A 22,454-nucleotide genomic window follows, 5' to 3' on the forward strand; every position below is an offset into this window, starting at 1 on the left:
GTTGTTTGCGACTTATATAGTTAGTTGCGACTTATTTTTTGATAACTCGTTGTAGATTATGGCCTTTGATCTCCATCATCTCCAGTGTAGTTGCATTGTATTCAACTTTTATAACGTCTTGGTCGTGCAATAGCTTGAGCTCGTAGATCCATTCATTGTCATCTTCTTCAAGCTCGACTTTAATCACGCGGCCATTGAGATCGTTTTCAACCGTCGCAAATAGCTCAGAGAAGGGCTTAATAAGACCTTGTTGAACGGCATCAAAGACTTCGTCCTGATCTTCATCGAACTCAACGCGAGTATCACCCGTCTCGACATCTTGAACTAACTCATGACCACTCTGTTTATTCGCAGCCTGGTCGTTAGAGAAAAAGCCTGCGTTCGCTGTTAAGGGGGCGACAAGCAAGGCTGAAAGAGCGAGTGTGGCAAAGACTTTATTTACTGGGTAGGTCATAGCAAGATCTCAGCGTTATCAAACATGGTATTAATATAAAGAGCGAAATATGAATCAAACCTGAACAGGTTTTCAGTTTAATTCATCATCGAACACTTTATCGCGCATTTTCCAGAAACGGCCACTTTTACGAGCGATGACAAAAGCGGGCAATCTAAACCTATGTTGATTGTTGACCACTTTAGTTGGCGAGGTGGCGTCAAACTCACGATGCTTATCCGCCAAATGTGGGCGCGCGAACTTAGACAAAAAAGTCTGTTTTTGCTTTTTGGTGCTCAAAGACCAAAACTCACTCACTTGAGCATCGTTTTCGCCAATGTAATTAACGCGAAGGCTGCTTTTGCCTTTGTCATCTTTGTGGACTTGCAGGTTCATGTCGACGCACTCGAAGACCAATGCGTCTTTAAGGTTGAGTGCCTCTTTGAGCTTTTTATCTGGGTCGACCAAGGTTGCGTCGCACTCGTGACAAATTCGAGCGGCGATATCGTTATCCGCGCCACATTCAGAGCAGTATTTGGCTCTGAATCGATAGTCACAGTGCTCGCGCTCACCTGTCTCTTCATCGGTAAAGTAGCCTTGGCACTTACGGCCAAAGTGCTCAATCAAAAAACCGTTGGCATCGAGTTTGCCCCAAAAGTCATTGTTAAAGCCGCAGGCAGGGCAGGGGATGGTAATGATTTCTGAGTCTGAATCAGGTTTTGGGTTGCCGACTTCAGGCTGATAAAGATCGTAAGTGTTGCCTGCATAGTCGAGGACTAAACACTCCGTCTTTCCATCAGAAAGGCGAAGGCCTCGCCCGACAATTTGCTGATATAGGCTAACGGATTCGGTTGGGCGCAATATCGCGATTAAATCGACATGCGGCGCATCAAAGCCGGTGGTCAGTACGGAGACATTGACCAAGAATTTGATTTCTCGCTGCTTGAATCGATTGATGATGTCGTCGCGCTCGGGCGTTGGTGTGTCGCCTATGACGATTTGACTGGCATGCTCTGGCAGCAGAGATAAGATCTCCTGCGCGTGACGCACTGTTGCAGCAAAAATCATCACACCCTGCTTATCTTCACTGTAGCGGATGATCTGCTCCACAATCTGAGGTGTCGCACGCTTGGACTGCTCAATCACCAAGTCCATTTCCGACTCTTTGTATTTGCCCATGCTGGTGGGTTTTAACTGAGAGAAGTCGTAGCTCAGCACTGGTGCATCGATGAGTTTTGCAGGGGTTAGGAAGCCTTCATCCAAAAGGTACTGAATCGGGAGTTCAAAAATACAGTCTTTAAAGAAACGTGGCTCATCGCTGCGTACTAAGCCTTTGGTGTGATATTGGTAAATCCAGCCCACACCAAGACGGTAAGGGGTCGCGGTCAGTCCAAGTATTTTTATGCCAGGGTTAATCTCGCATAAATGACTAATGACTTTCTGGTAGCTCGATGTTTTGGTCTCTGGCACGCGGTGGCACTCATCGATGACCAGCAGTGAGAACTGATTGGCGAACGCATCTAGGTTTCTAACCACAGATTGTACTGAAGCGAAGACGACTTGTTCGGAGGTTTCTTTGCGTCCGAGACCCGCTGAAAATATCGATCCTTTCAGGCCATAGCCTTCATACTTTGCGTGGTTTTGTTCCACTAGCTCTTTAACGTGGGCAAGCACCAGCACTCGACCGCGTGCAAGGCGAGCGAGTTCAGCAATTACCAAGCTTTTACCAGCGCCTGTTGGGAGCACAATGACAGCTGGCGTGTCATTTTTGCGGAAATAATGGATAACGGCTTTAACGGAGTCGGCTTGATAAGGTCGAAGCGTGTACATACGGCTCAGTTTTACTCTACATTTTGAAAAACCCCTCTATAATACCCCACGAAATGAAAACGAGGTATTCATGCGTTTAGATAAGTTTTTGTGTGACGCGTTAGGCGCTACACGTAAAGAAGCCACAAAGATCATCAAATCGGGCGACGTCACTGTTGATGGCGTGATTCAAAAGAGTGGCGCATTTAAGGTAACAGAAGAGAGCAGTGTCGAGTGGCAGGATCGTGAGGTTCGTATGCAAGGCCCTCGCTATATCATGCTATTTAAGCCAGACGGTTTTGTCTGCTCTCATGAAGATGGATTCAACCACACCGCCTTTATGCTGCTTGATGAAGTGAAAATGGAAAACCTTCACTTTGCGGGTCGACTAGATGTCGATACCACAGGCTTGGTTTTGATTACCGATGACGGCCAATGGTCACACCGAATTACATCGCCAAAACACAAGTGTGCCAAGACTTATCGCGTGTGGTTAGCCGACCCTGTTCAGCCAAACTACCAGCAAGCATTTGAAGAGGGCATTGAGCTGAGAAATGAGAAAGCACCAACGCTTCCTGCTCAGCTTGAAATTGTGGATGACAATGAAGTACTACTGACCATTCATGAAGGTAAATACCATCAAGTTAAGCGCATGTTTGCGGCACTTGGTAACAAGGTTGAAGGTCTACATCGTGAGAGTGTGGGTGAAATTGTTTTGGATGAGATGCTTGAGCCTGGCGAGTATCGATATCTCACTCAAGAAGAAATTGACTCAGTTTGGAAAAAGTAATACTAATAGTTTGACTACAAAGTATAGATTCACTCTGTGAATGTAATGGCCGCGAGCTTCTAATTTAATTGGTATGAAATATCGCTAGATTTTGTGCTGATACCCTTCCTATTCTCGCGGTCTATATCACAACCGTTCTCACTCAGCGGGATGTTGAGTAAAACAAGAGCATTAAAGCAAGGAATGCGGCTCATCGATGTATTATTAGGAGCGATATGAGTTCTCAAACCTCATCGCAGCCCAATACACCTCAACTTGGTTTGTTACTGTTTTTAGTGCTTGGCGCTATCGGTGCATTGACACCATTAGCGATTGACATGTATCTCCCAGCGATGCCGACCATCGCTCAGGATATGGGTGTCACCGCAGGTGCTGTGCAAATCACGTTAACTGTGTATACCGCTGGGTTTGCGATTGGTCAGCTTTTGCATGGCCCGCTTGCAGACAGTTTTGGACGTAGGCCAATATTGTTATTTGGCGTGTTCTTTTTCGGTGTCGCATCTGCTGTTTGTGCAACCACAACCAGCATTGAATCACTTACCTTAGTTCGCACTGCGCAAGGATTTGCTGGGGCTGCTGCGGCAGTAATTATCCAAGCGGTTGTGCGTGATATGTTCGACAAAGAAGATTTTGCACGCACCATGTCGTTTGTCACGCTAGTGATTACCTTGGCGCCATTGGTTGCGCCTATGATTGGTGGCCACTTAGCCGTTTGGTTTGGCTGGCGTTCAATCTTTTGGGTGTTGACGGGTTTTTCTGTGGTGGTGATTGCCGCGGTACTTTGGAAAATTCCAGAGACACTAGCACCTGAAAACAGGCAGCCACTGCGATTTAGAACCACGATTCGAAACTATCTGCGCCTATGCAAAAATCCGGTCGCGATGGGGCTTATTTTCGCTGGGGCATTTTCATTTGCAGGGATGTTTGCATTCCTGACTGCTGGCTCGTTTGTCTATATTGATATCTATGGTGTATCGCCCGATCAATTCGGTTATCTGTTTGGTCTGAATATTGTGACTATGATTATCATGACCAGCCTTAACGGCCGCTTAGTCAAGAAAGTAGGCTTACACGGTATGCTGCGCTTTGGCATCGGTGTCCAGCTCTTTGCGGGCATGGGGCTATTAGTGAGTGGCGCGCTAGAACTTGGTATTTGGGGCATAGTGCCGTTTGTGATGCTATTTGTTGGTACGCTGTCTACGATTGGTAGTAATGCGATGGGCCTACTGCTGAGTGGTTATCCGACCATGGCAGGTACAGCTTCGTCATTGGCTGGTACGTTACGATTTGGCACAGGCTCGGTAGTCGGCGCTATTGTGGCGTTTTTGCCGAGCGGTACACCGTGGCCAATGATTGCATTAATGGCGATTTGTTCGGTATTATCCGCCGCCTTGTATTGGACGTTTGGAAAGAAAGCATAATGTCTGCATATTATTCAGAAATTCAAAAAGTCGTGAACTCTGCATTAGACGAGTTGGCGGCGGAACACGCTACAGGAAAGCTAATTAACTCGCCTGTAACCAATAACCATTTTTTGGTGAGATGGGTAACACGCACGATCAAAACCCAGCGTTTTGGTAAAGCGACCAGTGCGAACCTTATCCAATGGCAAAAGACCGGGCGTTCTAAGGGCAATGAGTCGATGCTAGAGCCTACGTTTAAGCGTATCTCTGCTTATTACGAAAGCTTCTTCGGTGGCGAGATAGCTCCGATTACTGATGCTAAAATTGAGCAGTTTATTGATGATATGGAACAAGCTGGCTGGGGCGTGTGTACGTCGGAAGTATTGACCGATGGTAGCAAAGTCCAGTTCTTTACCGATGGTGCCAACTCATTTGCTGTGTGTGCTAATCAATGTGATGACTGCTTTGACGGTGAGAACCTAGTAAAACCAATGAGTTGGTTTGTTCGAGGTAATCACGCAGAGTTTATTGCCAAGGCGTATGAAGCTGGGTTTATGCTTCACAAAGTGACGGACTACAAGTCGAAGGTGAAGTACCACGGTGAGTATTTGGTTTACCCATTGAACCAAGGAACACAACTTGCTGAAATTCCGCTGTCGTTCAAAGCATAACTCTATGCTTTAAAATACCGTGTATTAAAATGAAAAGCGCAGCCAGTTGGCTGCGCTTTTCATTTATGAAAGTGGTAAAGCTTATCGCTGTATTACTTCGCTTTTCGGACAATAGCTCGAACCATGCCCTTAAATATAAACAGGTGGGCGGGCATCATAGCAAACCAATATAGAAGTCCTAAAAAGCCCTTCGGGTGCCACCAGGCGCTGATGTTTATTTCTCGCTGGTCACCGTGGTCGGTGATGGTGAATTCCAATCTCCCCAGCCCCGGTCCCTTCATACCGAACAATAGCGAGAGAAAGTGCGGCTGCTCGCAGCGAATAACTTTCCATGAGTCAATAAAGTCGCCGATTTTGAGCTCTGGACCCTCTGGTGAACGCCTAACTGGACGACCGCCGCCAAAGAAGATGTCGAGCCACTCTCTGGTTCGCCATAACGCGTTGGCAAAAAAGTAGCTGTCTTTGGGATCGCCAATCGTTTTTACTACCTCCCATAGCTGCTCTGCGCGTTTGGTCGTGGTAAAACTCGCGCCCGTTTTCTTTGGGTAATAACCGTAGCCCGCTTGCCAGCGACTGAGTGCGGCGGGCTCAAAGCCCCAAACGTTGCTGCGTATAAACTCCCCATCTTGCTGAATACTCGTAGCGACGGATTGTTGGTAGGAAATGAGCGGTTGTGGGAATCGTTGCCGAATGGACTGTGAGTCAGCAATGAAGTCGTGCTCCAGACCAGCCAATAGGGCTCTACCTATGCTGGAAGGTACCGACGTGACAACGCCCAACCAGTATGACGCAATTTTGGGTGTGAGCAGTGGAGTAGCCCATAGCCGCAGCGGTTTTCCTATTTGCTGACAGATGACTTCGAATTGCTGGCGATAGGAGAGCACATCTGGGCCGCCGACTTCGTAGATGTTGCTATTGGGTTGTGACTCTTTGGCAAGTTCAATCAGGTAGTGGTTGAGATTCTCTAGTGCTATCGGGTTCGCTTTGGATTCTACCCATTTAGGCGCAATAAGAACGGGAAGGTTGTAGACAAAATCGCGCATAATCTCATAAGCAGCAGAGCCTGGCCCTATGATGACACCGGCTCGAAGCTCGGTGATGGGCACTTTGCTGGTTCTGAGCAGTTTGCCTGTTGCTTTACGAGCGGCGAGATGCTCAGAGTTGCCGGTTTGTGGCTGTATGGCGCTAAGGTAGATGACATGTTGTATTTCGCTTATTTCCAGCGCATCGCGAAAGTTTTGTGCCAGTGATAATTCGTAGTCTATGAAGTCATGACCGTGCGCCATGCCATGGACCAGAAAGTAAACCAGATCAAATTTTGGGATCAGTGAGAGCGTGGCGTCACGATCGGCAAGGTCGAGGTATTCGAAGGTCAAATGTGAGTGGGGAATTACCCTTGCTTTTAGATAGTCAATTTGACGCGCAGCGGCGGTAACTTGATAACCTTGACTGAGTAAAAGAGGGATCAACTGAGAGCCAACATAGCCCGATGCGCCGAGAACCAAAACACGTTTCATTTATATCCCTCGAATCCATTCATATAAAAACTATCTCTCTAAAATCTAACACATTTTAGAAAACTTTCAGAGAATCTGTTGAGATAATCCGTGGATCTCCCAAGGTTGGGAAACCAACTATTGAGGTGTTTTTTATCGTAAAACGACCACTTATTTTGTTTAAATGTTGAACTCGCAGAATAGTCGTGCTCTCAGGGGGTTTTTCCTTCCTTGTAGGGCGATTTTAGTGTAAATTCAGTGTCCTAATTTTCGTATGTTTAAAGAGTTTCAATGCTTAAGTTGTCTGACCTTAGCAAGGGCTATATTGATGGTGGTGAGTTCCATCCTGTACTGCAAAGTGCGGAGTTAACACTGGCACAAGGTGAACAACTGGCATTAATGGGTGAAAGTGGCTCCGGAAAGAGTACGCTACTGAACTTGATTGCTGGGATCGACAAAGTGGATTCTGGTGAAATATGGTACCCAGACTTTGCAATGCACGAAGCGAAGGAGAGTAAGCGCACTGCTTATCGCCGCAATAACATTGGTCATATCTTTCAGCAATTTAACTTGCTTCCAACGCTAAATATCGCTGACAACATCCGCTTTTGTCGCCAGATTAAAGGGTTACCTGAAGATCGCGGCTTGTGGCGTCAAATACTCTCCGCATTGGATTTAATGGCACTGCTTGGACGTTATCCTGAAGAAATCTCCGGTGGTCAACAGCAGCGAGCTGCGATAGCTAGGGCGTTGTACATGGAACCAAAAATTCTGTTGGCGGATGAGCCGACAGGAAGTCTGGACGAACGCAATGCCGAAGCGGTTATGCGTCTTCTCACATCTCTTAGCCGACACTTAGAATGCACCTTATTGGTGGTGACGCACAGTGAAAAAGTGGCCTCGCATCTAGATGGTTCAATTCGCCTTCAAGGGGGGCAATTGCATGTTATGGCCCGTAGTTAAGGCGCTACTCGGGCATTATCGCCGTCACCCTTTACAAATTCTTCTTGTTTGGCTTGGTTTGACTCTCGGGGTATCACTGCTTGTTGGTGTGACTGCGATTAACCATCATGCTAAACAGGCTTACGCCAGTGGCGAGCGCTTATTTGCGAATCCGGTTCCGTACCGTATTCGACCAAAACATGCCGATACGAAAATCCCTCAAGGTTTCTATATTCAGTTGCGCCGCGACGGCTTTAAGCAATGCGTGCCCTTTGATATTCAAAAGGTGACCACCAATGATGGGCTGGAGCTCAATCTAGTTGGTGCGGACCCTATCTCTCTGCTGCAACTTAAAAACAAAATTACGATTAGCGATATCGAATCACAAGATTTGATTAAAGTACCGACTACCATCTTGGTTAGCCATGACCTTTCACAGCTAAAAGGCTGGAAAAATGGTGACTCCATTACCTTAGACAATGGTTTAGTGCTCGGGCCGGTGAAAGTGGACCACAAAGTGGGCATCAAAGGGATGCAAGTTGTCGCCGATATGTCCTTGGTACGCGCCATCAAACGTTCTGCTGGTCTTTCGGTCATTGCCTGTGGTGAAATGAGCCCAAGTCAGCTGGAAAGGCTTCGTAAGTTGATCCCGAATGGCATGACACTTTCTCGCAGCTCTCAGTCTGAGCTGGAATCGCTCACGGCGGCTTTCCATACCAATCTATCAGCGATGAGTATGCTGTCTTTCGTGGTTGGTCTGTTTATCTTCTATCAAGCAATGTCGCTTTCATTAGCTCAGCGTCAGCCGCTGGTGGGTAGTCTGAGACAAGTTGGGGTCTCTGGATGGCAACTGGCGCTGGCACTGTGTATGGAGCTTGCAGTATTGGTGCTGCTGAGCTGGCTGTGTGGCAACGTTTTCGGTCTTGTGTTGGCGAATCAACTTATTCCTGCCGTGTCCCAAAGTTTGAGCGATCTTTATGACGCCAATATCGGGCTAAGCATCGATTGGAGTTGGCAATGGAGCTTGTACAGCTTTGTGCTGGCTATGTCGGGGGCGGTGATATCGTGTGGCTGGCCTTTGATTCGTTTGTTGAAAACTCAACCAATTCGCTTATCAGCGCGATTGTCGTTAATGCGCTTCACTGGCGCAGAGTTCACTTGGCAGGCATTTTTGGCATGTGGCTTGTGTGTGGCGGCTATTGCAATTTATCAGGCACCGAAATCGCAAAACTCAGGTTATGCCATTATTGTGTTGATGCTCCTTAGCGTGGCATTGATTACGCCGTTTATTACTTGGAAGATATTTACTCTATTCTCGTACTCACTTCGCTGGGTTAAATTGCGTTGGTTTTTTGCCGATGCGGCAGCGAGTATGAGCTACCGCGGCGTGGCGAATATGGCCTTTATGTTGGCTATGGCGGCGAACATGGGGGTAGAGACCATGGTTGGCAGTTTCCGCGACACCACCGATCGCTGGCTAACACAACGTTTGGCAGCGGACATCTATGTATATCCTACAAACAACAGTGCCAAACGCATGAGCCACTGGCTAGAACAGCAGCCGGAAGTCGAACGCGTATGGTGGCGTTGGGAAGAAGAGATCCCAACCGAATCCGGTTTAATGCAAGTTGTGAGTACCGGCAATTCTGTTGGTGAAATGGACGCATTGACGGTAAAAATTGCCGTACCAAACTATTGGTATCATTTGCATCACTCTCGCAGCATTATGATCAGTGAATCTATGGCATTGAAGCGGGAATTACGCCCTGGTGATTATGTTGATTTAGGAGCCCCGCTGGGCGGAAATTGGCATATTGTTGGGGTCTATTACGATTACGGTAACCCATATCATCAAGTACTGCTGTCTGAAAAGCGCTGGCTCGCGAACTTAGCAGGCTCTGGTGATGTGGCGCTGGGCGCAGTATTAAATGATAAGTCGCAATCTTTGTTTGTGGAGCAAAGGCTTCAATCACGCTTTAGACTGAGCAGCGAACGTATTTACGACAATACCTCTATCCATAATAAAGCGATGACGACGTTTGATCGTACTTTCGCTATTGCCGATACGCTGGGCAACATCACGTTAGTGATTGCAGTGTTTGGTATTTTCTTCGCGACCATTGCTGGAGAGATAACCCGTCAACGGCATACCTCTTTGTTACGCTGTTTGGGCGTCTCGGGGAAAGAATTGGTGATGATTGGCGGCTTGCAATTATTAGTTTTTGGTCTGATCTCTGCGGCGATCGCTATGCCTTTAGGGGTGGCCTTGGCGCAGCTTATCGTCGACATCGTGATTAAGCAGTCGTTCGGTTGGTCACTTGAGCTGCAAATCGTTCCATGGCAATACTTAGGCACTTGTTTGTGGTCGCTGGCGGCATTAGTCGTTGCAGGAGCGCTTCCGGTATTGAAGCTTATCCGTAACTCGCCGATTCATTCATTGAGGGATGCACTGTAGATGAACCGAATGCAGAAACTCATCTTTTCTTGTTTGCTGATTGTGGTGATCGCCGGCAGCGTCATTTGGTTGACTAAGCCTGAGCATCGTAAGGTGACCCTAACCAAAACCAGTCAAATTAATGCTGTGTTTGGTTCGCCGGGCAAGAAAGTCTTTGAGCCAGTTCTGCCTGATCGCGAGATCACATTGCCCCGTGACTTTCGTTTTCACCCTGAGTTTCAGCATGAATGGTGGCAGTTTGTCGCGCAGTTAGAAGACGAGGCAGGGCAAACCTATTGGCTAAGAGTGCGTTTCTTCCGTTATGCCAGCGATGATCGAATCGCAACTGGCTGGCAAGATCCACAGATCTATATTGCCAATGTCGTGCTAAATAGCCATTTGGGGATGTTTACTGATCAGCGTGTAGCGCGTGGTGGTATCGGCCAAGCCGGTGGGCTAAGTCGTCCATTCAGAGTGTGGATCGATGATTGGTCATGGCGCTCTTTATCGAGTGAACCGCTTCCTGGCAACTTACAACTGGCGACAGAGCAATTTGCGATTAACCTGCAACTCATGCCATCGGGTCGCTACGCATTGCTCGGTGACAACGGTTATCACAAAAAGCACGATTTATTGCCTCGTGCTTCTTATGCAATTGAAGCCCCGTTTGTTAAATCGATGGGGACTTTGTCGCTCGCAAATGGCAAGGCTCTTAAGGTAAAAGGCCGCGCATGGCTTAGCAAAGAGTGGGGCAGTGAACTGGTAGGTGCGAGTTATGTTGGGGAAGATAACTTTGTTCTCTGGCTTAATGACGCCGAAGCTTTGTTGGTTAGCCGCTATCGATATAAAGACAACATGCCTTATGCCAGCGCTGCGATTGTGGACCGCCAAGGTAACGCGAAGAATATTCCTACAGACGATATCGCTATTCGAGCCATTGGCTATACGGAATTCGATTCGGGTAGGCGCGTGCCTTTAAGTTGGCGACTACAAATTCCGAGCCAGGATATAGACCTCGTTCTCAAAGCTCGTAAACGAGACAATTGGGTCAACTTTGTTGTCCCCCAATGGCAGGGGGCAATTATGGCCAATGGCTCTCATCGAGCCCAAGGTTTCATGCAATTAAGCGGCTACTAAGCCGCTTTTTTTTGCCCGTGATTTAGTTACATCTGTAATTTCTTGTTACCTTGTGGTGTTACATTATTGTTTTAGAATGATATTGACACTGCGTAGACTGAGTGTGGCATATCATTCATGGCATCAATCTATACTCTATACTGTTACTAGTGGTGCTGAATTGGTATACATATCTCGAAACTTGTATGAGGATTATTCGGTTATTCCTACAATTAACATCCGTAGAATCGATTTTTTATGGAATTTAACTAGATATACAATTTTTAACATTCAAACAATGTGAATAAATATTAAGGGCTTTACATTATGAATGACGTCATTCGTAACTTTTTTAAGATGGAATCTGCAGGGGGCATCATCCTTGTTATTGCTGCGGCAATTGCGATGATTATCGCCAACTCTCCTCTCAATGAAATGTATCAAGGCGTGCTTCATACCTACGTTTTCGGTCTATCAATTTCACACTGGATCAACGATGGTTTGATGGCAATTTTCTTCTTCCTAATTGGTTTGGAAGTAAAACGTGAGTTGCTTGAAGGCGCGTTAAAGTCGAAAGAGACAGCCATCTTCCCTGCAATTGCTGCTGTGGGCGGTATGGTAGCGCCAGCACTTATCTATGTGATGTTTAATATGGGTGATGCTGAAGCAATGAGTGGTTGGGCTATTCCAGCGGCAACGGACATTGCATTTGCTCTAGGTATTATGGCGCTACTTGGCAAACGTGTACCGGTTGCATTGAAAGTGTTCCTACTTGCTCTTGCCATCATTGATGATTTAGGCGTTATCGTAATCATTGCGCTTTTCTACAGCAGCGATCTATCGACAATTGCATTGACGCTTGGCTTCATAATGACCGGCCTCTTGTTTATCCTCAACGCCAAGAAGGTGACGAGTATTCCGGTCTACCTGGCCGTCGGTGCAGTGCTCTGGGTGAGCGTATTAGCATCTGGCGTTCACGCGACTCTTGCTGGTGTGGTACTTGGTTTTGCCATCCCTCTAAATGGCAAGCCAGGTGAGCATTCGCCACTTAAACATCTAGAGCATGCACTTCACCCATATGTTGCGTTTGGTATCTTGCCTATTTTCGCATTCGCTAACGCAGGTATTTCACTAGAAGGTGTGTCGATGTCTGGCCTTACTTCTATGTTACCGCTGGGTATCGCATTGGGTCTTCTTGTTGGTAAGCCACTGGGTATCTTTACATTCAGCTGGGCAGCCGTGAAGTTGGGCGTTGCTAAACTGCCAGAGGGTGTTGATTTCAAACAAATCTTCGCAGTTTCCGTTCTGTGTGGTATCGGCTTCACTATGTCTATCTTTATTGCTTCGTTGGCGTTCACAGGTGTTAGTGCAGAGTTTGATACATACGCAAGATTAGGTATTTTGATGGGGTCTACGACAGCTGCAGTTTTAGGTTACTTCCTGTTGAACTTGTCACTTCCGAAGGAAGCTGCGCCAGAGCCAAAAATCCAATACTAATTGCTCAGGCTTTCTAGTCACCTGACAATAAACCCAGCTTCGGCTGGGTTTTTTTGTTTCTGCGCTGAGTGTTTTGGATCTGCGAGGGCAAAAAAAAGCCCAAACCAACAAGGGGTTTGGGCGGATACAAATAGGAGTTAATAAGAAAAAAGCAGCATGCAGTCAACAAAAGGAAAAACAGTGGCATCAGAAACTCATTCTTTGCTGACTACAGTTAAGTAGACCCACCTGATCAGAAATAGTTCACTACAATTTCAAAAAAATTCACCCCAAATACAATGTACCTTTAAAACAGACATTTAAAAAAGAAGTCCGACCAGTATTTGAAAAGTTTGATGTTAATCACTTGTTATCTCTGTGTTGCAGGAGTATATTCAAACATATGTTTGATACGGGCGATTGAAATGACGACAAGAGTTACCACAAAAGACAAGATCCTGGACGTCGCAGAAGCACTGTTTGCTGACGGCGGTTTCAACGACACATCACTGCGTACCATTACGAGTAAGGCAAATGTGAACTTAGCGTCCGTCAATTATCACTTTGGCGATAAAAAGACGCTTGTTCGAGCGGTATTGAATCGTTATCTGGAAGCCTTTATGCCTGCGGTGGAAACAGCGCTTTACCAGCTGAATGAGCGTGACGACTACGACATGGTTGACGTGTTTCAATCGCTCAAAGAACCATTGCTTGCACTTAATGAATTGAAGCCGGGTGGGGCAAGTCGCTTTATGTCGTTAGTCGGTAGAGGCTACACCGATGTGCAAGGTCACCTGCGTTGGTTTATCACCACTCGCTACACCGAAACGCTTGCGATGTTTACTCAATCAGTTATGCGAGCCAATCCTAAGTTAGATGCAGAAACGCTGTTCTGGCGTCTACACCTTACGCTCGGCACCTGCGTATTCACAATGGCCTCAAGTCAGGCACTATCAGAGATTGCTCTGAGCTCGTTCGAAAAAGAAGTCAACGCAGAAGCAATTATTGACCAAATTATTCCTTACCTCGCAGCGGGCGTCGCCGCGGAGTAAAGCTTTAAATAAAAACGTAATAAAACCAAATAATAAAAATACACCTGAACAAAAGGATATGTATCATGAGCTCTCTACGAAGAAAATGGATCAGTGACCCAGCGTTTAAACTGTTTAAAAAAGTGCTACCGCCTTTGTCCGCTACAGAGCGCGAAGCAATGGAAGCCGGTAGTGTTTGGTGGGACGGAGAATTGTTTTCTGGTAAGCCAAACTTTAAAACGTTGCACCAGTATCCTAAGCCGGTTCTGACAGCTGACGAACAGTCGTTTATGGATAACGAGCTAGAAACGCTACTTGCGATGCTTGACGACAACAAAATCGTTAAAGAAGACCGCGACCTGCCGAAAGAAGTGTGGGACTACCTGCGTAAAGAGCGCTTCTTCTCCCTCATTATTTCTAAACAGTTTGGTGGCCGTGAGTTTTCTCCTCTCGCTAACTCTACGATCGTAACTAAGATTGCAACGCGCAGTATCAGCGCTGCTGTGTCGGTTATGGTACCTAACTCACTGGGTCCAGGTGAGCTGCTTTCTCACTACGGCACGAAAGAGCAGAAAGATTACTGGCTGCCAAGACTCGCTGATGGTACTGATATCCCTTGTTTCGCCTTAACTGGTCCTGAAGCGGGTTCCGATGCGGGTGGTATTCCAGATAAAGGAATTGTTTGTTACGGCGAACACGAAGGTAAAGAAGTTCTTGGTATTCGTCTCAATTGGAACAAGCGTTACATTACACTGGCACCCGTGGCGACAGTTCTCGGTTTGGCGTTCAAGCTTCACGATCCAGACCAACTGCTTGGCGACAAAGAAGACATTGGTATCACCTGTGCGCTGATTCCTGCTGACCACAAAGGTGTAGAGATTGGTGAGCGTCACGACCCACTTCATCTTGCGTTCATGAATGGCCCGACACGTGGTAAAGATGTGTTTATCCCGATGGACTGGCTGATTGGTGGTCAAGAATATGCTGGGCGTGGGTGGCGCATGTTGGTTGAGTGTCTATCTGCAGGTCGTGGTATTTCACTGCCAGCACTCGGTACAGCGATTGGCCATCTAACGACAAGAACAACGGGTGCATATGCCTATGTTCGTAAGCAGTTTGGAATGTCGATTGGTAAGTTTGAAGGTGTTGCTGAAGCCATGGGTCGCATTGGTGGCCTGACTTACCTTCTTGAGGCGACGCGAACGTTAACCACCACATCGCTTGATATGGGGGAGAAGCCGGGTATTGTGACCGCGATTGCAAAATATCACATGACCGAAATGGCGCGTACTATCCTAAATGACTCTATGGACATTCACGCAGGACGTGCGATTCAAGATGGCCCAATGAACTATCTTGCATCAAGCTATCTAGGTATTCCGGTTGCGATTACCGTAGAGGGTGCAAACATCCTGACACGTAACCTTATGATCTTTGGTCAGGGTGCAACGCGCTGTCACCCTTATGTACTTCAAGAGATGGAAGCCGCAGCAAACCCAGATGCAAAGCAGGGCGCTGCAGACTTCGATAAGCTGCTGTTTAAGCACATTGGACACGCGACCAAAAATACCTTTGGTGCCTTTGCTGCAGCGTTAACAGGGTCGAAGTTCGTTGGTGCTCATATGAGTGGTCCAACTAAGGTCTACTACAAAGACTTAACGCGCTTGAGTAAAGCGCTGGCCGTCAGCGCGGACTTTGCGATGCTGACTCTGGGTGGTGATCTTAAGCGTAAAGAGATGATATCGGCACGATTAGGTGATGGTCTAGCGTATCTGTTCATGGCATCTGCTGCGCTGAAGAAATACGAAGATGACGGGCGCCAAGCTGCGGATCTTGATTATGTGCACTATGCAGTACAACACTGTTTCCATCATGCGGCGAAGTCACTAAATGAAGCGTACAAAAACTTCCCAGCGCGCTGGGCGGGTGTCACGCTGAAAGGACTATTATTCCCGTTAGGTAATCACTTCGAAAAACCGTCTGACAACTTAACGCTGACACTGGCTAAGAGCATGATGGTTCCGGGCGCTCACCGTGACCGACTGACGCATCTGTGTTACATCGGTGATCAACCGGATGATAAGGTTGGTTTGATGGAGAACGCTTTCTTGGCAATGTACGATATTCGTGACCTTGAGAAGAAGCTGTTTATTGGGGTAAAAGAGGGCAAAGTAGCCAGAAAAGGTCTGTTACACGAACGCTTACAACAAGCGATTGAGGCCAATGTGTTGACCAAACAAGAAGTCGACAAGATCCTGGCGGCAGATGCACTACGTTATAAAGCGATTCAAGTAGACCACTTCAGTCATGACTTCTCTGAAGTAAGAACAGATCAAGTGGATAAGCCGAAGCTTAATAGCGTTGCTTAACAAAGTCATATAATCGGATAAGCGCTCTAGACTCTAGAGCGCTTTTTTTATGCAGGTGAAATGTGAAAGTGCTCCAACCACTTAGAAAAATCAGAGAAATTGACAGAAATAGGGTGCGAACTGGGAGTGAAACTCTTATCCTACTAAGGATTTTTTGAGGAACTGAATATGATCATCAAACCAAGAATTCGTGGATTTATTTGTACTACTACACACCCAGTTGGTTGTGAAGCTAACGTAAAAGAACAAATCGCTTACACCAAAGCTCAAGGCCCAATTGCTAACGCACCAAAGCGCGTACTAGTGGTTGGTTCTTCTAGTGGTTACGGCCTTTCTTCTCGTATCGCTGCGGCGTTCGGTGGTGGTGCAGCTACAATCGGCGTATTTTTCGAGAAACCAGGGACAGAAAGAAAGCCAGGTACAGCGGGTTTCTACAACTCAGCTGCTTTCGACAAGCTTGCTAAAGAAGAAGGCTTGTACTCTAAGAGCGTTAACGGCGATGCTTTCTCTCACGAAGCGAAGCAGAAAGTTATCGACCTAATCAAAGAAGATCTAGGCCAAATCGATATGGTGGTTTACTCACTGGCATCTCCAGTACGTAAGCTTCCAGAAACTGGTGAACTTGTACGTTCTTCTCTGAAACCAATCGGTGAAACGTACACATCGACAGCGGTAGACACAAACTCTGACAAGATCATTGAAGCAAGCGTTGAGCCAGCAACAGAGCAAGAAATTGCTGATACCGTTACTGTTATGGGCGGTGAAGACTGGGAACTTTGGATCAATGCGCTATCTGAAGCTGGTGTTCTTGCTGAAGGCTGTAAGACAGTGGCTTACTCGTACATCGGTACTGAGCTAACTTGGCCAATCTACTGGGAAGGTGCGCTAGGTAAAGCGAAGATGGATCTAGACCGCGCAGCGACAGAGCTAAACGCAAAACTGTCTCAAACGGGCGGTAGTGCAAACGTTGCAGTACTAAAGTCTGTTGTGACTCAAGCGAGCTCAGCAATTCCAGTTATGCCACTGTACATTGCTATGGTATTTAAGAAGATGCGTGAAGAAGGCATTCATGAAGGCTGTATGGAGCAGATCTTCCGTATGTTCTCTCAGCGTCTATACAAAGCAGATGGCAGCGCAGCTGAAGTTGACGACAAGAACCGTCTACGTTTGGATGACTGGGAACTTCGTGATGACATCCAGAAGCACTGTGCTGAGCTATGGCCACAAATCACGACCGAGAACCTGAAAGAGCTAACGGATTACGTTGAGTACAAAGAAGAGTTCTTGAAGCTATTCGGCTTTGGTGTTGAAGGCGTTGACTACGAAGCCGACGTTTCACCACTCGTAGAGTTTGACGTTATCGACCTATAATCGAAAGCGGTTGAATTGAAATGAATAAGGGGCGCATGATGCGCCCCTTTATTGTACCAAGTGAACAGTAATATCTAGTGAACTGTTTTCTCGATTGAACCTGATGCAGTGAAGATCAGGAGAGAATGATCAGGATAGTACCTGCTAGAGTCATTAATATGTTGGCTATTGCATAAGTGCCAGCATAACCCAAAGCAGGAATGGTCGAGCGAGCGTGCTCGTTGACCACATCCATCGCTGGCGCGCACGTTCTCGCACCTACAATGGCACCAATAAGTAGTGCGCGATTCATCTTCAGCACATAGTTACCGACCAAATAAGCCAACACAACTGGCAGCACACTGACTAAGAATGCGATCAGAATAACCTGAGGGCCCACTTGTGTTAGGTGTTCAAACATTTTGCCACCGGCACTCAATCCGATACCCACCATAAAGAACATCAGACCAAGGTCTTTCACCATGTTGAGCGCCCCTTGTGGCACGTAGCCGAAAGTAGGGTGGTTGGCACGCAAAAAGCCTAGAGTAATACCGGACAGGAGTAGCCCGACAGCATTACCTAAACCGAACGATACTTGTCCAAAACTCATGGTGATGAGGCCAAACATAATGCCGAGAATGAAGAAGCTACAAAACGCCAATAAATCAGCCATTTGACTGTGGATCGAGATAAAACCAATTTTCTCTGCCAAACCATGCACACGGCTCTTTTCACCACTGACCTGAAGGATATCCCCTTTAGCCAGTACGATGTTGGCGTCCATCGGCATCTCAATCTGAGCGCGAACTACGCGGTTTAAGAAACAGCCATATTCCGACAAATTCAGGCTAGAGAGACTCTTACCGGCAATGTTGTCACTTTTTACTACGATCTCTTCTTCAACAATACGTAGGTCAAGTAAGTTGCGGTCGAATACTTCTTTGCCATTACGAAAGCTTGGATCCAAACGTGCGTGACTGTCAGGGAAGCCGACCAATGCAATTTCATCACCTTCTTGCAAGATAGCGTCGCCATCTGGGTGGGCGAGGATGCCGTTGCGTCGAATACGTTCAATGTAGCAACCAGTTTGACGATAGATGCCTAGCTCACGAAGGTTTTTACCATCGGTCCAATCAATCAGCTCCTGACCAACACGGTATGCACGAATGATAGGTAGATACACCTTACGTTGCCCACTGCCGCCAAGACCACGCTCTTGCGCAATCTGTTGTGCTGAGTCATGAAGATTTTGCTTTTGAAGTTTTGGTAGCAGCTTCGCCAGCATGATCATGCTGATAAGACCAATCAAATAGGCCATCGCATAACCGACCGACAGGTTTTCAATCACTAGGTTGAAATCCATACCGCGTGGAATGGTGGCTAACCCGGAATTAAGCGCGTCTTGAGCACCTACCAACACAGGTGTTGCGGTTAATGCACCTGCCATCACACCTGCCGATAAACCGTAATCTAATCCCAGATAGTGGCTCGCGAAGTAGGTCACGGTGAGAGCGGTAACCAGCACCGTCAAGCTTAGGATCAGGTAGTGTTTGCCATCTCTGAAGAAGATACCAAAGAAGTTGGGACCAGCTTCAATGCCTACACAGTAAATGAACAGCATAAACCCTATCGTCAGCGCTTCAGCATTAAAACTGAATCCGAGGTGTCCCATAATAAGGGAAGTGATAAGTACTCCGATGGAGTTGCCAAGTTGCAGGTTACCAAAGCGGATTTTGCCAAAGGCTAAGCCAATCGCAAGAACGACGAAAATAAGAAGGATCGGGTTTTGGTCAAGTAAGTTGACGACGTCAATGTTCACTAGTACGACTCAAACAGACAGTGATAAAGAATGATTAAAGTGTGGCGATTGTAGCGGAAATTTTCAAAAAGATAAGTGAAATTTTTTCGCTTTTGACATTAGTTCAATTGTGGGGATTAAGCAGATAGAAATCATAATGTTACCCAATTGGTTGTGTTTGATTTATACCAAAGGTGTTCCGAGTCGCAAAAAAATAAAGCCAGCGAAAGACGCTGGCTTTGAAGACGGTTTCGTCAACTATACTTGAGTTGACTGCAAAGGACATATTAGTCGAATAGACCCAAGTTTTCTTTTGCGTAAGCTTCAAACTCTGTGCAACCACCGATGTGGTCTTGGTCGATGAAAATCTGTGGCACAGTTTCTACTGGCTTACCAACGGTTTTTTCTAGGTCTGCTTTCGTGATGCCTTCTGCATGAATATCAACGTAACGATAGTTAAAGTCGTCGCGTTTAGCTTTTAGCGTTTCAGCATGCTCTTTAGCACGAACACAGTAAGGACAACCAGGGCGACCAAAAATAACAACGAACATTCAATTTCTCCTTGAAGACTAAACTTTTTCTCTGAACCAGCAGTACCAAGACGTGGGGCTCATCATTTTGTTGAAAACCACTATGCCTCAAGATGAGAAGGAAATAAAGCGTCATTTGTCTCTTGATGCAATAGGTAAAACCTATCAGCGCAGAAGTTGTGCAAATCGCCGGGAAGTGGAATGAAAACAGTTGTGACGCTGTGCAAAAGTTGAGTATTTAATCGGGTGACATGCGCTAATTGCTTGGCATAAATCAAAAACAGTCACCAATGAACATAGCATGCTGAAGGTAGCTTTGTATGTTTGCTCTACCGAAAAGACTCACTAAAGGTTTGTTTTTCGTATTGCTGGCGGTATAGGCAATGATTCGATTAGTGAGTTGACGGTATACCTATAGGAATCCGGTATGTTTCAATTTATGACTTCGAGTCGCATTATCTTTGGTGAGGGGGCGTTGCAGTCCTCTTTGTCTATTATCAATCAGTTCGGTTACAGCGTCCTTCTTGTGACGGGGCAAGACCGGCAACGCGCCGAGCCTGTCATTCACTATCTTCATAACCAAAACATGCGTTATCAGCATGTCGCTATTCGTGGTGAACCTAATATTACCATGGTTGAAGAGACGGCAATCATGGGGCGTCGTTTTAAGCCGGACATGGTTGTCGCGATTGGGGGAGGGAGCGTGCTAGATATGGGCAAAGCGCTCGCCGCGATCATTCCCAACCAAGGCGATGTCTACGACTACGTGGAGGTCGTAGGGCGCAATGTTCCGTTAAAAACTAAGCCTATCCCTATGATTGCCATTCCAACCACGGCCAGTACGGGTGCAGAAGTTACCAAAAACGCAGTGCTTAAGTCAGGACAAGACAAAGTCAAAGTGAGTCTAAGAAGTCCGGAGATGTTGCCAGATGTGGCTATCGTTGATCCTGTGCTGACGTACGGAACGGATGTGTACACCTCTGGACGCGGGGCGATGGATGCCTTTACTCATTTAATGGAAGCGTACGTATGCGGCGAGCCTAACCCACTGACGGATATGGTCTGTGAGGAAGGGCTGCGAAGGTTAAGTTACTCGATTATTCCCGGATGTAAGCAAGATAACCCCAAATCACGTGCCGACCTCTCTTTTGCGGCGATGCTGGGAGGCATGGCTATCACTAACGCGAAACTGGGAGCGGCACACGGTTTGGCATCGGCGCTAGGCGGCAAGATTTCGGCTCCGCATAGTGTGATTACGGCGCGTCTCGCGCCTCATGTCATGATGGAAAACATAAAAGCTGCCAAGCGAGCCGGGCGCAGTGATGTGCTCAATCGATATCGAACCATGGCGCAGCTACTGACGGGGCGAAATGATGCGAGTATCGAGGATGGCATTCAGTGGGTTAATATGATTTTAGAGCGTTTATCGTTACCGCAGCTATCTGACTTTGGGGTTTGTGGAACGTCCTTTGAAGAAGTCGCCGCGGATGCGATGAAATCTGTTGCCATCAAGGGTAACCCGATACCACTGACCGAAGATAGGCTGATTTATATTCTAAATCAGGTCTGTCAATGTCAGTGTGATGGCAGTACGACGGTTGAAGAGGAGAAAACCAATGTTGAGATTCGGAATAACCCAATGGAGACAGAGTCGTGAGGCTGATGGGTTGGTTCCAATAAGATACAGGTCTTTATAAACAGAAAAAGGGAGGTCAATTGACCTCCCTTTTGTTGAGTGATTGACGGGGGGAATATCTATCCACCGCATTCAGTATTAGTAGTTTGGCACTTTGTTGTAGCGAGAGTCCTTAAGCGCTTCTTTAACGCGCTTGAGGTTATCTCTAAATCCACTACCACGGCGCAAGGTAAAGCCAGTGGCTAGTACATCGATAATCGTCATTTGCACTACACGGCTTGCCATTGGCATGTAAACGTCAGTATCTTCAGGGACATCGACGGTAATGGACAGCGAGCTCGCTTTATCCAGCGGTGAGTCTTTTGCTGTAATCGCAATCACGGTCGCGCCGTTTTCACGGGCTAGGTGCGCCACTTCTACTTGGCTTTTAGTTCGGCCAGTATGTGAGATAAGGACGATAACATCGTTATCTGAACAGTTGATGCAGCTCATTCGTTGCATAACCACATCCTCGTAGCACGAGATTGGGATATTGAAGCGAATGAATTTATTCTGAGCATCGCGAGCTACAGATGAAGAGGCACCCAAACCGAAGAATGAAATACGTTTTGCTTGAGTAAGCAAGTCAACCGCACGATTGATCTGCATAGAATCTAAGCTGTTTTTCGCAACATCAAGGCACGCCATTGTTGATTCGAAAATCTTATGGGTGTAGGCATCCGGGCCATCGTCTTCTTCAACGTTACGGTTTACGTAAGGTGTGCCGTTGGCAAGACTTTGTGCTAAATGCAGTTTAAAGTCAGGGAAGCCTTTAGTGTCGAGTCGGCGGCAAAAGCGGTTTACCGTCGGTTCGCTCACATCTGCCATTTTGGCAAGCGTAGCAATGCTGGAATGAATGGCGGTTTGGGGAGACGCCATAATAACTTCAGCTACCTTACGTTCAGATTTGCTGAAGTTTTCTAGATTTTTTTGGACTTTCTCTAATGTATTCATAGTGTTCACAGGGTAAAGAGAACAACTTGCTGGCGCTGATTATCCGGGTACTTGAATCGTTCATTTGTTGCAATGAATCGAAATAAAAGGCCAAGAAACCGGGATGTCGAGTTTTTATAATAGGTCGATCAACGCCAACTCCATAGCCTCAGTATAAACGAAGCACTGGGTTAGCTG

General features: G+C 46.8%; 17 protein-coding genes. 11 read left to right on the top strand and 6 right to left on the bottom strand.

Going from position 1 to position 22,454, the window contains the following annotated elements; all coding sequences use genetic code 11:
- Positions 1–31 precede the first annotated feature (31 nt).
- Together AAA946_RS06920 and AAA946_RS06925 are read right to left on the bottom strand one after the other, a co-directional pair.
- The gene (locus AAA946_RS06920; RefSeq protein WP_338164199.1) at positions 32–454 is read right to left on the bottom strand and encodes a PepSY domain-containing protein; all 423 of its coding nucleotides are present in this window, start codon (positions 452–454) and stop codon (positions 32–34) included.
- Positions 455–526: 72 nt separating this feature from the next.
- On the bottom strand, positions 527–2,263 hold the full coding sequence (locus AAA946_RS06925; protein ID WP_338164200.1) for a DEAD/DEAH box helicase: 1,737 nt from the start codon (positions 2,261–2,263) through the stop codon (positions 527–529).
- Between the two features lie 70 nt (positions 2,264–2,333).
- Between AAA946_RS06925 and rsuA the strand changes: the two genes are divergently transcribed.
- The 3 genes from rsuA to AAA946_RS06940 all read left to right on the top strand — a co-directional run bounded on the left by rsuA (position 2,334) and on the right by AAA946_RS06940 (position 5,106).
- Complete coding sequence (gene rsuA, locus AAA946_RS06930; protein WP_338164201.1) at positions 2,334–3,032, top strand: 16S rRNA pseudouridine(516) synthase RsuA; 699 nt, start codon at positions 2,334–2,336, stop codon at positions 3,030–3,032.
- 215 nt (positions 3,033–3,247) lie between these two features.
- Positions 3,248–4,453, top strand: a complete 1,206-nt coding sequence (locus AAA946_RS06935) for a Bcr/CflA family multidrug efflux MFS transporter (protein ID WP_338164202.1) — start codon at positions 3,248–3,250, stop codon at positions 4,451–4,453.
- On the top strand, positions 4,453–5,106 hold the full coding sequence (locus AAA946_RS06940; RefSeq protein ID WP_338164203.1) for a DUF2913 family protein: 654 nt from the start codon (positions 4,453–4,455) through the stop codon (positions 5,104–5,106). The genes AAA946_RS06935 and AAA946_RS06940 overlap by 1 nt, the downstream gene beginning before the upstream one ends.
- Before the next feature lie 92 nt (positions 5,107–5,198).
- On the opposite strand, the gene AAA946_RS06945 is transcribed toward AAA946_RS06940, so the two are convergent.
- On the bottom strand, positions 5,199–6,623 hold the full coding sequence (locus tag AAA946_RS06945) for a DUF2867 domain-containing protein (RefSeq protein ID WP_338164204.1): 1,425 nt from the start codon (positions 6,621–6,623) through the stop codon (positions 5,199–5,201).
- Positions 6,624–6,893: 270 nt separating this feature from the next.
- On the opposite strand from AAA946_RS06945, the gene AAA946_RS06950 reads away from it, so the two are divergent.
- The 7 genes from AAA946_RS06950 to fabV all read left to right on the top strand — a co-directional run bounded on the left by AAA946_RS06950 (position 6,894) and on the right by fabV (position 17,341).
- Positions 6,894–7,565: an ABC transporter ATP-binding protein gene (locus AAA946_RS06950; protein WP_112479805.1), complete on the top strand. Its 672-nt coding sequence runs from the start codon at positions 6,894–6,896 to the stop codon at positions 7,563–7,565.
- Positions 7,546–9,999 (top strand): ABC transporter permease, encoded by a 2,454-nt coding sequence (locus tag AAA946_RS06955; RefSeq protein WP_338164205.1) that lies wholly within the window; start codon positions 7,546–7,548, stop codon positions 9,997–9,999. Before AAA946_RS06950 ends, AAA946_RS06955 begins: the two co-directional genes overlap by 20 nt.
- Positions 10,000–11,115 (top strand): lipocalin-like domain-containing protein, encoded by a 1,116-nt coding sequence (locus tag AAA946_RS06960; RefSeq protein ID WP_338164206.1) that lies wholly within the window; start codon positions 10,000–10,002, stop codon positions 11,113–11,115. It begins immediately after the preceding gene.
- A gap of 306 nt (positions 11,116–11,421) precedes the next feature.
- Positions 11,422–12,591 (top strand): Na+/H+ antiporter NhaA, encoded by a 1,170-nt coding sequence (gene nhaA, locus AAA946_RS06965; protein ID WP_338164207.1) that lies wholly within the window; start codon positions 11,422–11,424, stop codon positions 12,589–12,591.
- Positions 12,592–12,995: 404 nt separating this feature from the next.
- Entirely contained in the window at positions 12,996–13,622 is a 627-nt protein-coding gene (locus AAA946_RS06970) for a TetR/AcrR family transcriptional regulator (protein WP_338164208.1), read from the top strand.
- 65 nt (positions 13,623–13,687) lie between these two features.
- On the top strand, positions 13,688–15,970 hold the full coding sequence (locus AAA946_RS06975) for an acyl-CoA dehydrogenase (protein WP_338164209.1): 2,283 nt from the start codon (positions 13,688–13,690) through the stop codon (positions 15,968–15,970).
- 168 nt (positions 15,971–16,138) lie between these two features.
- Positions 16,139–17,341: an enoyl-ACP reductase FabV gene (fabV, locus tag AAA946_RS06980; protein ID WP_338164210.1), complete on the top strand. Its 1,203-nt coding sequence runs from the start codon at positions 16,139–16,141 to the stop codon at positions 17,339–17,341.
- A gap of 115 nt (positions 17,342–17,456) precedes the next feature.
- Here fabV and AAA946_RS06985 read toward each other — a convergent pair whose 3' ends face one another.
- Positions 17,457–19,139 (bottom strand): aspartate:alanine antiporter, encoded by a 1,683-nt coding sequence (locus tag AAA946_RS06985; protein WP_112479811.1) that lies wholly within the window; start codon positions 19,137–19,139, stop codon positions 17,457–17,459.
- A 266-nt stretch (positions 19,140–19,405) separates the two neighbouring features.
- Entirely contained in the window at positions 19,406–19,669 is a 264-nt protein-coding gene (locus tag AAA946_RS06990; RefSeq protein WP_338164211.1) for a GrxA family glutaredoxin, read from the bottom strand.
- 406 nt (positions 19,670–20,075) lie between these two features.
- On the opposite strand from AAA946_RS06990, the gene AAA946_RS06995 reads away from it, so the two are divergent.
- Positions 20,076–21,305 (top strand): iron-containing alcohol dehydrogenase, encoded by a 1,230-nt coding sequence (locus tag AAA946_RS06995; RefSeq protein ID WP_338164212.1) that lies wholly within the window; start codon positions 20,076–20,078, stop codon positions 21,303–21,305.
- A gap of 117 nt (positions 21,306–21,422) precedes the next feature.
- Here the strand turns inward: AAA946_RS06995 and AAA946_RS07000 are convergent, their stop codons facing one another.
- Complete coding sequence (locus tag AAA946_RS07000; protein WP_042475430.1) at positions 21,423–22,277, bottom strand: MurR/RpiR family transcriptional regulator; 855 nt, start codon at positions 22,275–22,277, stop codon at positions 21,423–21,425.
- Positions 22,278–22,454: the final 177 nt, after the last annotated feature.

It is taken from the genome of Vibrio sp. 10N (assembly GCF_036245475.1).
Classification (GTDB): Bacteria; Pseudomonadota; Gammaproteobacteria; order Enterobacterales; family Vibrionaceae; genus Vibrio.